Below are 13,951 nucleotides of genomic sequence, written 5' to 3'. Positions count from 1 at the left end.
CAGGAACAGATCCCACCCGGTTTATCCATTACACACGCAAATTTTACATGACTATAATCCTTTCGGGTTCTGAACAGCCACGCTTCCCTCTCCCGCCTTGTTGTAGGCAAGCTCATTGGCGGGTACATCCCAGTAATCCAGGAAGTTGTAGTTAATGGTCGCGTTCTTGCTCACCACACCCGCTTTGTCAACCACTACTGCGCCTTTTCTGCCTCCACCGCTCGTTACATCGTCAATAATCCCCCAACGCCTGGCGTCGAAAAAGGCGAGGCCCCTGAATGGCAAAACCACTCTTCTCTCACTTCTCAATTCTTCTTTCGCAGCTGCTAACGCAAGTCCTTTTCCCGCAACGGCAGCCAGGCCTGCACCCTGAAGGGTACGGATGGCATCAATTATTTTCAGGCCACCCTCGATATCTCCGGTATTGATCAGCGCTTCTGCCAATGTAAGCTGGTTTTCCTCGTAAGTAGTCGCCATATAAAATTCATACTCGCCCACCTTTTTGCTCCCTAAAACAACAACACCTGCGAGGCCTTTGCCGCCATCAATCAAACCATAGCGGGTATTGAAGATATTCCCCCGGTCATTATTCCCGATCCACGGATTGGTTTCTATCGCAAAATTATTCTCCAGCCGTTTGTCGCCAACTTTAAAATCCTGTATCAGGCGTTCGCTTACTTTGAAGTTACTGGTTTTGGTGGTGCCGGCAGTGAGCGCAGAAGGCGTGCTTCCCGTAGCCGAAATGAAATCACTGGTTTCATTGGACCTGGCTGTAAATACAAAATCGGTAGCTGTAACACCGTCTTTCGCAAGTGCAATAATCGATGTCCACTGTGCCGGGGTCATGGCTTTCACAGTTGTGTTTACCAACAGGTTACGGGCCTTCATGGAATTAATGTTCCTCTTCCACATATCCGGTGTCAGTATCCCGCCTTTGCCAACCTGAAAAAATGCGGGGATAATCTTGCCAATGATGGCCGAGTAATCACCTACATTGCTGATAGCGCTCAATGCCGCCGCCGCCTTGTCAAAATTTGCATTGGATTCCGCAATAATCGCCTCTTTACTCACGAAAACAGCATTGGTCCCAACCGCCGCGTCATTGATAATGCCCGCATAATAAACAGAGCCGATACGGGAATAGGCATAACCCTTCCACCAGTACGCCCAGGCTTTCAGAGCATTCTTTTTACTTTCAGCATCGCCCGTAAATGTGGTTGCATCCACCAGCGCCAAAACGTTATTGGCCCCGCTGTTGAGGCTATACATGTACGCCCACTCGTAGTATAGCGGGTTATCGCTCGCATTCGCGTTAATGTTGACCTGCCGGAGCATGTCCGGTTGCAGCTTCGGAGAGTTAGGGTTCATCACTTTGGTGCCGTTATCGAGAACCACATAATTAGCCACCCCGATTTCGTTCAACCGCTGATTGGCCGCTTCAGCACCTACATTATCTCCCATAATTTCGTGATAGCCAAAGGGGTCTCCGAAAAATCCGCCATAAAAACCGCCATACTTCACGGTCAGGAAGCCATTTACATAGATTGCACCCTGGGCCAGGTTGATCAGGCCGGACTCTGAATTAGCGCTTCCGGTGGTTGGCTGATTCGGGTTTTTAACGTCCAACTGATCCTTGCAGGAAAGCATGAATCCCAGCAGCATCAACATCGACAGTATTTTTATCTTTTTCATATTTTAATCCTTTAGAATACAATGAATGGTTTTTTTAGAAGCCGAAATTGAGAGAGACCTGGTATGATTTGTAGTTCGGCATACTGCTGTGGTCAGTTCCACGGTCCCAGGCAGAGTTGTTGGCCCCCGATACGATTTCCGGGTCCATGCCGGTGTATTTGGTCAGGGTAAACAGGTTACGTCCGGAAAATACCAACTGCAGTTTTCTAAATCCTTTGATCGTGGTCAGTTTCGCGAAATCCACACCGAGGGAAATATTTCTCAGGCGCAGGAAAGAAGCATCTTCGTAGAAGTAATCTTTGGTACCATTTCTGGTAACCGCCGCATACACTCCTCTGTAAAATGCAGTCCACGCACCGGTTTCACCATCAATCGTAAATGGTTTAGAGTAGTCGGCATGAATCCCGTCACGATACATCCATTCCTTGGTTTGGTTGTAAAGGTGGCTTCCTTGAATCCAATCCAGTTGAAACCCGAAAGTCAGGAACTTCTTGAATGTGACATCATTGATAAACGATATATTGAACTTTGGGTTAGGATCGCCGAAACTATATTTATCAGGCGTCACGTAAGGGAATTTCGTAGCCTTGTCCACCACATATCCGTTGCTGGCCAGCGTGTAGTTTCCTTTTTCAGCTTCTGTCAGAAATGGTGTTCCGTCCGGCTTAACCGCGTCCAGGCTGTGGATCATCCTATGGCCATAAAGCTGCCCTATTTTTTCATCCTTGCGAAGCACATAGTTGGTACTTCCTGCATTGGAAATAATAACAATCTCCTGGTCGCCTACCACAGAGTTGATCTTCGAAGTCTGCTTTGTAAAGTTGGTCGTCAGGTTCCATGTGAAATTTTTTCCATGGTAAATCGCCGCGTTCAACGAAGCCTGCAAGCCGTGCGAGCCTAGTGAAAACGCATTGGTCTTTAATGTTCCTGAACCGGAAGTAGGTGCAACATCAATGTTCCATATCGCATTATCCGTGGTACGTTTCCAGTAAGTTCCCGACAAACGGACATCATTCAGCCAATTTCCGCTTGGCATGACATTGAATGTAAGGTCCGTCCCGATTTCAAGCTCTTTGGACACCTCTACGCCCAGATCAGGGTTGTTTTGGTTTGGGTCAAAATAGAAGGCATTACTTGATCCCAGAACTTTCGTGTTCAACGTAACGTAACGGTCAAAAGGATTGGGCTGGATACCTGCTTCACCGTAAGCGGCACGAAGTTTGAATTCAGGCAAACGGTCTGCAAGGGCCCCGCCTTTCCAGAAGTCAAATGAGGACATTCTCAAATAAACATCGCCTCTTGGGAAAGTGAATGGCTTAGAGCCACCGCCGAATGCAGACGAATAATCGCTCCGGAATCCGCCGGCCACACCAAAAAGTTCGCCATATTCGATTTTTTGGTTAACCAAGTATCCATAGGTAATAAATGGCTCGGTGTAGTCCTGAGTAACTTTGAAAGAAGTTCCCTGGGTGCTTGTAAACGGCGTATAAGAGGGCAATCCGGCTGCTGATGCACCGTAAAACGTCTGTTTTTGGTTACGGTAGTCAAAAGAAACCTGGGTAGATGTTGTAATGGGGATGTTCCAACCGAAGTCGTCCTGAAAATTGGTATAGAGGAATGCGGTACCCAGAAAGTTCTGGAATGTTTTGGCATAGGTATATTTATCGATACCGCCGGTATTATCGGGGCTGATTGCGGAACCAACCCAGGTCGAAGCTGCGACAGAGTTAGCGTTATTGGACTGGTTCTGTGCGGTGAAGACATAATCTTCCCTGCGGTAGTTCAGCCCATACTTCGCATCCAATTCGAGATATTTATTGACTTTGTAATTAAGATTGAAATTTTGAATGATATCAACTCTCTTATCGTCACTACTAGAATAATGCTGAGCGTAAATCGGGTTACTACCGTTCACACCTGCCGCATCCCCCAACCTGTTGATAGGGCTCCCGTCGGGTAGTTTGAAATCGTAATCAACAAACGCGCGACTGTTGAAAATCGAGTAAATGTTATTGCCGTTCACCGTATTTTTAGTATAAATCAGCTGCGTGGTGCTCCGAAGCTTTAATCCCTTGGCCAGCTGAACGCCCAGGTTCGATGTGAGGTTGCTCCTGTCGTTCGAACCATTATTGAGGAAGTTTGATTTCTGATGGTTATTGGAGGCAGAAGCACTAAAATCGAATTTTTCGCTGCCTCCCGAAAGGGAAACACTATTGTTGTAGGTATTGGCAGGAACGAAAAACTCTTTGAAGTGATCATGATAGGCAAGATTCGCATTGTAAGGCTTATCCGTTTTGTTGAGCGGGTCCGTACTGTTCCAGATCACGTTTTCGGAATACAGGCCGGTCAGCGGGTCAATGGTAATCGGAGCGCCCGAAGAGCCAATGATGTTATTGCTTGCATCAGTATTGTAGCCGTGAAACTGGGACTTCGCCATTCCACCTACGTTCAAATAAGTGTTATTCGTAATCGAAGATGAAAAATCGATACTCAGCACACCGTTTTTCCCTCTTTTGGTAAAAAGCTGGATAACCCCGTTTGCTCCCTGAGCCCCATAAATGGAAGCGGAAGCGGCACCCTGTACAACCTCAATCCTTTCAATGGTGTTAAGGTCGATTGCGCTAAGGTCCGTCGATACCATCTGGATACCATCGATCAGGATCATTGGCGACGTACCGCGGTTCACAGAGTTGATACCCCGTAGTAAAATGTTAACCCCAGCACCCGGCGTTCCATTCCCACTAGTGATCTGCGCTCCCGGGATTTTCCCGACCAGTGCCTGATCGACCGACGCAGAAGGCGTTTGCGGCAGATTTTTACCAGAAATCGTTTCCACGGAAATACCGAGCTTGGCTTTGGTAGTAGCTACCCCACTACCCGTGACGACCACCTCGCTCAAAATCCTGGCATCCGATACCAGCTTTACATCCATGACGCTCAGACTCTCAAATGTGATTTCCTGAGAGATCATTCCGACAAAACTAAAAATTAACTTTCCGTGGTCCGGTACGCCAATTTTGTACTTCCCGTCGATGTCTGTAATTACACCGTTGTTAGTTCCGGCTACCACGACGTTCACGCCCGGGATCGGGGATGCATCATCTGCGGCGGTGACTGTACCTGTTACGAATTTTTCCTGTGCCCATAGCAATGACGAGCAGCAGCACACCAGCAGGGTGCCCAGCAGTAGAATTTTCTTCATTAGTAAGTAATAGTTAGGTTTGGTATCGAGGTTTGCCTCTAAACAAATATATTCATTTACAATACCGATACAAACTACTGATTTATTGTAATTATGGTTACATAATAGTATTTAATAGTTTTATAATAGAAAATATTATTTGTAAAAATCAATCTTTAAAAGAATATTATTCTGATTAATAATTCTTCGGTAACGCTACCTGCAAATCTTCATTCTGCCCGCGATTTGTGTCCGCTTTTTTGTTTTTAAAAAATATTATTAATTCAACAAATAAAGATTCTTGTTAATATTCTATAACTCCATTATAAAATGATCTGAGAAATATCTCCGCGTTTTCCTGATTTCCAGAAACCTCTGCCTATGTGGACTACTATAACCTTACTTTCAAATAGTTAAATGATCGAAATCGGCAATTTTTCGTAGTTAATAAGCTACAAGGTATCACCATCTTATATCACTATCTGCTCATCGTATTTACTTTTTCGATCTTCCTGTTGCTGGCAAAAATGATTATTTCCCTAACAAAATATAAACGCTACCTATAAACGTTAAAAACACATAGTGGTTATTTACTACCATGTCCGCCTTTAGCTATACGTTCAGGTTTACACAGTATCAGTAGGTTTAGCACGATGCGGTGCTTTTGCTGGAAACTTTTATCCAATTTTTAACAATCTTTTATAATGAAGAAAGTAACTAAGATGGTTTATTTTGCTCTGGGTACTTTGATGTCTTTTCAAAGTTTTGGGCAGGGTAAGCCGGTATACACGAAGCCAATAGGCTTGCAAGCATACACCTTCCGCGGCAGCTGGGGAAAAGGAATTGAGGCGACCCTGGATACTATTAAATCGCTGGGTGTGACCGAATTGGAAGGCGGGCCGATCAAGGGCATGACGACCGAGGAGCTGCGTAAGCAACTCGACAAGCGCGGCATTAAAATGGTATCTATCGGTGCCGATTATAAGCTGATCAGTGAAAGCACCGCAGAAACGATCAAAAACTGCAAAATTCTTGGTGCCACTTTTGTAATGGTCCCCTGGATCCCTCACAAAGGTGCATTTGATCTCGCTACTGCAAAACAAGCAGTGGCGGACTTCAATAAGGTAGGTAAAGAATTAAAGGAAGCTGGTATCACCTTCACCTATCACAACCATGGTTATGAATTCGAGCCCTACGAGGACGGTACACTGTTCGATTATATTGTAAAAAATACAAATCCTGAATATGTAAGCTTCGAAATGGATGTACTATGGACAGCTTTCCCCGGACAAGATCCTGCGAAACTGTTGTTAAAATATCCTACCCGCTGGAAACTGATGCACTTGAAAGACTTACGTAAAGGAGTGGAAGGAAACCTGTCAGGAGGTACGCCGACAACCAACGACGTAGCATTGGGAACCGGCTCGATTGACATTCCTGCCGTTTTGAAAGCCGCTAAAAAGGTCGGTATCGTGCATTATTTCATCGAAGATGAAAGCCCGTCGTATTTGAAACAAATCCCTCAGACTGTTGCTTTTGTTAAGAGTGTGAAGGAGTAAAACAAGAGAGACTTGGCAAGTCTGACAGACTTACCAAGTCTTTTTTTTAAACTACCAACCCGGATTCTGCTTCAACGTCGGGGTTTTCTGCAACTCATCCTGCATGATCGGGAACAAATAGTGCCTTGGCGCAACAAAAACGCGGCTTTCTATCCAATACCGCTGCATTTTATATTTCTTGCCGTCAACCAGAATTTTACCATTTGGGTCTTCTACGGGCTTCATGCCATTGATCATCCGCTGTGCTTTCGGATATGGCCATGCTACCTGTGACCGCTTATCATTGCTCGTGCCGGCTCCCTGCCAGGTTTGCTCCTTTGCCATTTCCTTCGCTGAGCTCGGTTCGAGGTACAATCGCGATGACCAAATCCTGTTGTTTTCGTAGAAAAGCTCTACCCTTCTTTCCCTTTTAATGTACTCGTCCATTAAGGCTTTGTTCGTTTTCGCTTCAACCGGAATGGGCGCCATGAATGATCTTTTTCTGACCACATTGAGCATATCGTAGATTTCCGCAGTAGGCCCGGCGGTCTCATTCACAGCTTCACAATAAATATAGATGAACTCCGGAAGCCGCCAAACAGGTGGGCCGCTGATCGAAAAGCTCTTATCACGGTTCCACGATTCTCTCAGGATTTTACGTAAAAAATAGCCGGTTGTCGTAGAGTTAGTAGCGCCCACTTTATCAGAACCCGTGGCAGTGTTAATCACTTTACCTTTGAATGTAGAGCCATGGTAAACAATGTCCCGGTAAAAGCGCGGATCTCTTTTGACGCTTTCGTATGGATTGGAATCATCATAACCGTCCGTTTTTGCTCTGGTACCATATACAGGATACCCGAACCCATTTGGCGCAATGTATTCGTATTCATCCACCTGCTCCTGAACCGGCATCTGACGCGAGCTTCCGCCCCAGCTGGGTGGATAAATATCTCCCTGCCAGTTGTTGTCTTTATCTCTGGTTACCAGGAAAACAGCCTCATTCTGAAATGCTTCCATATTGTGATATAAGTCCCACAACCGCGCCGGCACCTTTGAATTATTGTTATCGACACCCGCATCGTCCCTAAAATCGGACGCGTCGTGGCCCTGGTACAGGCTGTAACGCTGACGCCCATCGACTTTAAAATCAATTACCGCTTTGGCTGCATCCTTCGCTTTTGTCCACCGGGAAGCATTGTAGGCATATTCAGCTGCGAAAATCCGCGTGTCGCCGGGTAATGTACCTCCGTTCCACATTGGCGTGGCTGCCATCCATGCGACCATTGCCTTCAAGCCCAGGCAAGCACCTTTGTCTACCCGGCCAAAATCCGACCCACCCCAGCTTGCCGGCACTAATGCCATCGCGGAGTCGCAGTCCTGTACTATTTTTTCTGCAATCGCGTGGAAAGACTCTTGTTTGAAATCCATCGGGTCGCTAGGATTGATAGTTCTGGTCACGTAAACAACTTCACCATACATTCTGGCAGCCAGAAAATGGAAATAAGCTCTCAGGAAATAGGTTTCTCCCAATCTTTTGGCCAAATCACCCGCTTGCAATGGATTGTCGGGCGTATTATACTTTTTGACGCCGCCCAATATCACATTGGCCTTCCTGATCCTGGCGTATAAATCCCACCAGTACTGCCCGCGGCTGCTGCGGTCGGGCATGGCATTGGAATTCCAGTCGCCGGTATTGAATTTATTGGTAAGGCTTCCCTCAGCCGTAGAACCTTCTGCCTCGTCGGTTACCGGCGCTGTGGAAAAGTGTGAGAAGAAAACGAGCGGACTATTGGAGCCTTTGGCATTGTCGTACAGGTCCGTAATCAGCTGATTGGTTTTATTGTACCGGGTAAAAACCTGTTCCTGATCGATCTGATCATCCGGTTTTCGGTCCAGGAAATCTTGCTTGCAGCCGGAAATCATTGCAAGCATTGAAAAGAATGCGATCGTATATATTTTTTGGATCTTCATAATTATCAGGTTTTTAATCAGAATGAGATATCAACACCAAAATTCACAACCTTCTGGATCGGGTACCAGTCACCTGTCCCTTCCTTGGTTTCGGGATCCATGTCTACCTTTTTGAGGCCATCCCAGGTCAGCATATTTAGTCCCTGCACATAAAAACGCACCTGGTCGATACCTATCTTTTTGATGGTTGCTTTTGGTAAATTATAACCCAGCTCCACCGTTTTCAGACGTACATATTTGGAGTTATATAAAAACAGGCTGCTACTCCCATTCTTGTTGTTGCTGTGATCGCCGAAGTGCAGTGCAGGATAAGTGGCGGTTTCAGCAGTTTCGGGTGTCCAGCGGTTCAGGTGCATGGGTTTTACTTTTCCATATTTATCCTGATTAAACAATGGGAAATCGTAAACTGCCGCGCCGGATAATTGTACTGACGCTCTCGCCGCTCCCTGAAACAACATACTAAAATCGAAGTTTTTGTATCTTCCACCTACCGGCAACCCAAACATCACTTCCGGATTTCTAGGGTTACCGCTGTTGGTACGGTCACCCAGATCGTCAATTTTTCCGTCTCCATTGAGATCTTTATAAACTACATCACCCGGCCGCAACGTACCCCACGACTGGAAACCGCTGCCATTGTTCATCGCATTCAGCGCGTCGGCTTCTTCCTGATTGGACACAAAATGATCGTAGATGTAAGTGAAATGCTCCCCTATCCTTTTTCCCGTGTTGGCTCGTCCTGCAAAAGCGTAAGGAATTTCGTTCATGGACACGATATTGTTCCGCGCAAAACTGACATTCGGTCTGATAAAATAGGTCGCATTTTTACCGATACTGCCCGACCAGCCTACTTCCAGGTCAAACCCTTTGTTGTTCACAATGCCGGAATTGATGTACGGCGCATCTTTGCCGACGATGTCCGAAAATCCCAGTTTGTTACCACCGCTCATATCGGTGATGATGTCATAGCGGTGCTCATGAAACAGGTCAATGGTTACGGTAAGGTGTTTCAGAAAGGTCGCATCTATACCAATGTTGGTTTTTCTGGCTTTCTCCCAGGTAAGGTTCGGATTGGCCAGGTCACCTTCGAAAAGGAATCCGCCGGCACCTGAGCCGAAATTATCCGTTCCAAAATTGTAGTCTCCATCCCTGCCGCTGAAATATTGGAGATAGATAAAGCGCTTATCATTCGGAATGCGGTCGCTACCTACCAACCCGTAAGATCCTCTGATTTTCAAGCTGTTCAGCCAACTTTGGGCACCGGTTAAAAATTTCTCTTTGGATACTACCCAACCCGCCGAAACCGATGGAAAAAATCCGTAGCGTTTCCCTTTGGCGAAGTTTTCAGAACCATTATAAGCCGCATTGAACTCAAAAAGATAACGATCATCATAACCGTAAGTAGCCCGCGCTGTAACGCCCTGGTAGCTAAACGGCACCTGATTGTTGATGATTCTTTTTGAACGATTAAAGAGAACCATTCCGGTCACGTCGTGCAAACCGAAATTCCGCATATAGTCCAGCTTCGCCTGCACATACGACCTGCTTTCTGAGTCTTTTTTGTCAAACCGGTTGCTAATGGTCTGGTCAATGTCATACTTGTTACCAGACTTATAGGCACCTGTGTAATGTCCTGGCGTACGATAAATGTCACTGCCAGCTTCGGGCACGAAAGTGGCGTAACCAGGATACTCCCGGTAACCTTCTGAATAGGTACTCACATCCCGCCTGATCCAGCCACCATCGTTTGCATCGTACGAGAACATTCCATCGATAGAAAGGCCCTGGGTGATAAAATTCAGTTTGTGACCCAGTGAAAAGGATCCATTGAGATAAGTATTTTTATCATTCAAGAAACCGGTGCGGCTCAACTCCCCAAGAATGTTAAAACGATAGATCTGATCGCCATACAACACGCCCAGCGGGTTGTTGGTTTGGTAGCTTTTGTTCGCCGGATCATCATTCTGCTCAACTGTGATCGGCAGATAGGAAGGTTGTGTATTCGCCAGTTCTACAATGCGGGCGGCGGTAGTACCAGGTGCATTCCTGTCCGTGATCCTCGCGCCAATGTCCAGTTTTGCATAAAAATTATCGGTAATGTCAATGTCAATATTAGACCGGAAGTTATACCGTTTGAACACAGCCTGCGTGTTATTCGGGCCGAGATTCGTGTGTTTATAGTTTCCATCCTGTTGAAAGTAATTGGCCAGAACGAAATATCTGGCCCTTACTGATCCACCGCTAATAGATAAACTGTAATCATGCTGAACGCCTGGCTTGAAAGCGTAGTCAAAGTAATTCCAATTGTAACCCAGCCCGTCCGAGTTATCGCCTTTTGCTTTACGAAAATCCGCAATGGCAGTTTCAGAAAACAGGTTCAATGTCGACGGATCCACGCCGGGATTGTCGTTTTTGCGTGCTTCATTGTATAGCATAGCATAATCCGCAGAGCCAAGGTAAGTGGGGAATTGCACCGGTTGATTTATTCCGATAGAGGCTTTGAAATTGACAGTAGCCTTGTCCTGCACCTTACCTCTTCTCGTTGTAATAAGGATTACACCATTCGCGCCCCGCACACCATACGGCGCGGTGGCTGACGCATCTTTCAGGATCGTGAATGTCTCGATTTCCGATGGTGCCAGGTAATCCATGCTTCTTTCCAAACCGTCAATGATGACGATTGGAGATTGGTTTCCGTAAGTCGCCGTTCCACGAATAAAAATATTACTTCGATCCACGCCCGGCAATCTGCCAGCCAATGCATTGGTAATGCTCGCAGTGGGGCTTTGTTTCAAATCATCGGTTGTAATGGTGGCAATGGAGCCGGTAATGGTTGCTTTTCTTTGAGCGCCATACCCCACGATCACTAGTTCTTCCAATCCAACCAGATCTTCCTGCAATTGAATGCTGATCGAAGTTTGCGCGCCTACTACCTGCTCCTTGCTGAGGTACCCGATAAAGGATACTACCAGCACGTCACCCTGTTCCGCTTCAATGGTAAACTTTCCATTGGCGTCCGTGGAAGTACCCTTGTCGGTGCCTTTTACGATCACGGTCGCACCGGGCAGCGCCACACCTTTCACATCCTGAATGGTACCGGTGATTTCCCTGATCACCACTTCCGCTGGTGCTGTCGGCAAAAGTGCATTCGTATTTCCCGAATCAGCACCGTCTTCCTTTTTGAAAACCGCGATCTGTCTTCCGATAATTTTGAAAGTAAGGTCAGTACCTTTCAATGCCTTGCTCAGGATTGTCGGTACCGTCTCATTTTTCAGGTTAAGTGTAAGGTTACCCTGATCTTTTCCTGAAAAAAGGTCATCCGCGTAAAATATCCGGTAATCGGTTTTTTCCTGTATTTGCTTGAAGAGCGTGCTAAGGCTCCCGTTTCGGATGCTGATATCCATCCTGCTCTTCTGGGAGTAGCCCGTCGCATGCACGCTCATCATACCGATCCATAAAAGAAGAGCCGTCAGCTTCATTATTCTAAGCAGTTTTTGCGGGTGTAATTCTCCCAAAGGGCAATACCCTGAATGGTCAAATTTTTTCATAAATTTGAGTGGACTTTTGTTGTTACAATGGTTAAGATTCACTTGCTTGCCGGCAAGTGTAATTGATCGGGAGACGTTGCCGCGTCTTCCGTTTTTTTATGGTTTGATAGCATTCTTTTCGAATATATACCTCCTTTCCTTTTCTTGATAGTGAAGTGAATTGGATGCTGAAATAATGTCAAGTGTCTGGTGAATGTCCTCTTGCAAAGTAAAGGAACCCGAGAATGTCTTTTTGCCTAACTCATTATCTTGCAGTGAGATATCCGCCTTATAATAGCGGGACAATTTCTTAAATAGCTCCGAAAGCCGCTCATTTTTCAGAAGAAGATACCCGTCTTTCCACGACACAAATTCCTCCACATTGACCTGCCCGGTTTCCAATGTCGCCGATGACGGTGTAAAAATGGCACGCGTACCTGGCGTGATCTTCCGCTTCACAGATTTGAAAAGTGATTGCTGATTCACCGTCAGCTCTATACTCCCGCTGGCCAGTACCGCCGATACCTGCTTGTCGTCGTCATAGGCGCTAATGTCAAACTCAGTACCAAATACCTGCACCTTCATATTTTTAGTATGCACGTAAAAAGGAACTTCTTCGGAATGTGAAACTGAGAAATACGCCTGTCCTTCGAGGTACACTTCCCTTTCATCAGCATCAAACTGAGCAGGGTAAACCAGCTTGGAACCCGAATTGAGCCATATTTTGGTACCATCCAACAGCGTAATGGTGGAGCGTTTTCCGTAAGGGACAATGAGCGTATTGAAATGTTGGCCTGTACCTGCAATTTGTTGATCTATGGTAGAGACAGAATCAATTTGAATGGTTTCCCCATTTTGCTGGTACACCAGATCGGAATTGCGTTTTTGCAGGCTGATCGTGCGATCGTCTGCCAGGAGCAGGCGCGTATCTTCGGAATCGGGGACAATTTTGGACGCAGCTTCCTGCATGGCCTTTCCTGAGTTTTTCTTAAATACAAGGTAACCCACGCCAGTCAGGAGCAGCAGGGTGACGGAGGCGGCCAGGCTGAGCCAAAGCCTGCTGAAAGAGCGCTCCTTTCTCAGTGACACACTTTCCGCTACCCGATTCCAGATATTTTCCTTCTCGGCAGGCGAAAGTGATTCTTGCTGTATGGATTTCAGTAAACGTCTGGTACCATCCTCAATTCTCCCTTCCTCATCACCCATGTCATTTTTCTTCTTCATGTAAGAACTTGTTTGACATACAAGAGAAGAGTTTCGACAGGATATAGACGCCGAAAAAGATTTATTTTTAATAAAAAGAAGAAAAAACTGTCACCAACATAGAATAAGCAACACTGATCCGAATTCCAGTTTGCCGTGAAGCTGTTTCAATGCTCTGTAAATGAATGTTCTGCACGTAGGAACGGAAATCTGCATCATTGAAGCGATTTCTTCGTAGTCCAGGTCCTGGTTGAAGCGGAGGTATAAAATTTCTTTCTGTCGGTCAGGCAGCTGGTTGATCTCTGCGGCTAAATGATCCAGAATCTCCCGTTGCTTTTCATCGATAATGATATCGTGTTCTACACTGAACGAAAAAGCATTCATGCCAAAACTTTCGTCGGAATTCCAGCTGTCAAATTGCAGTAATGACGATTTGCGATGTGCGGCGTGCAGTTTGCGCCGGAAAGATTTGAGCAGGTAAAACTTCACATTCACTTCCTTGGCCAGACTTCCCCTGTAAGTATGCAAATCCAGAAAAAGGTCATGGATACAATCCTTAACCAAATCACTATCAACTGAATACCGCTTCCCAAATGCATACAGTACGTCAGCATACCGATCGTAAAGCTCGCTGAAGGCTGCTTGGTTACCGGAAATGAAACGGTTCCATAGATCATTTTCCGGTTCAGTATGTGTCATGTTGCTTAGTAGGTTGAGTCTTGCAAAATTTGAAAATAAAATTATAAAATATCCTTTCTTTGTTCTAAATATTTTAATAAAGACTTACCAAGTCTTGGAGACTTGGCAAGTCTCTTTACCAACCTCGTGGCAAGTCTCAC

General features: G+C 45.9%; 7 protein-coding genes. 1 reads left to right on the top strand and 6 read right to left on the bottom strand.

All coding sequences use genetic code 11. The features are described from left to right. Nucleotides 1–51: 51 nt before the first annotated feature. Both ABIO93_RS27360 and ABIO93_RS27355 read right to left on the bottom strand, forming a co-directional pair. On the bottom strand, nucleotides 52–1,692 hold the full coding sequence (locus tag ABIO93_RS27360) for a RagB/SusD family nutrient uptake outer membrane protein (RefSeq protein ID WP_348073193.1): 1,641 nt from the start codon (nucleotides 1,690–1,692) through the stop codon (nucleotides 52–54). 34 nt (nucleotides 1,693–1,726) lie between these two features. Beyond that, a complete protein-coding gene (locus ABIO93_RS27355; protein WP_348073192.1) occupies nucleotides 1,727–4,894 on the bottom strand; it encodes a SusC/RagA family TonB-linked outer membrane protein in 3,168 nt (1,055 codons plus the stop codon). 728 nt (nucleotides 4,895–5,622) lie between these two features. Here ABIO93_RS27355 and ABIO93_RS27350 point away from each other — a divergent pair. Further along, nucleotides 5,623–6,432, top strand: a complete 810-nt coding sequence (locus ABIO93_RS27350; protein ID WP_348073262.1) for a sugar phosphate isomerase/epimerase — start codon at nucleotides 5,623–5,625, stop codon at nucleotides 6,430–6,432. 51 nt (nucleotides 6,433–6,483) lie between these two features. Here the strand turns inward: ABIO93_RS27350 and ABIO93_RS27345 are convergent, their stop codons facing one another. The 4 genes from ABIO93_RS27345 to ABIO93_RS27330 form a co-directional block, all read right to left on the bottom strand. After that, nucleotides 6,484–8,382 (bottom strand): RagB/SusD family nutrient uptake outer membrane protein, encoded by a 1,899-nt coding sequence (locus tag ABIO93_RS27345; RefSeq protein ID WP_348073191.1) that lies wholly within the window; start codon nucleotides 8,380–8,382, stop codon nucleotides 6,484–6,486. A 17-nt stretch (nucleotides 8,383–8,399) separates the two neighbouring features. Beyond that, nucleotides 8,400–11,930 carry a TonB-dependent receptor gene (locus tag ABIO93_RS27340; RefSeq protein WP_348073190.1) on the bottom strand — a complete coding sequence of 1,177 codons (3,531 nt, stop codon included), beginning with the start codon at nucleotides 11,928–11,930 and terminating at the stop codon, nucleotides 8,400–8,402. Between the two features lie 96 nt (nucleotides 11,931–12,026). Continuing rightward, nucleotides 12,027–13,133, bottom strand: a complete 1,107-nt coding sequence (locus ABIO93_RS27335) for a FecR domain-containing protein (RefSeq protein WP_348073189.1) — start codon at nucleotides 13,131–13,133, stop codon at nucleotides 12,027–12,029. 90 nt (nucleotides 13,134–13,223) lie between these two features. Next, complete coding sequence (locus tag ABIO93_RS27330; RefSeq protein WP_348073188.1) at nucleotides 13,224–13,811, bottom strand: sigma-70 family RNA polymerase sigma factor; 588 nt, start codon at nucleotides 13,809–13,811, stop codon at nucleotides 13,224–13,226. Nucleotides 13,812–13,951 lie beyond the last annotated feature (140 nt).

It is taken from the genome of Dyadobacter sp., assembly GCF_039919315.1.
Classification (GTDB): Bacteria; Bacteroidota; Bacteroidia; order Cytophagales; family Spirosomataceae; genus Dyadobacter.
The sequence above is the reverse complement of the archived record's forward strand: the minus strand, read 5'-3'. Positions and strand labels throughout refer to the sequence as shown.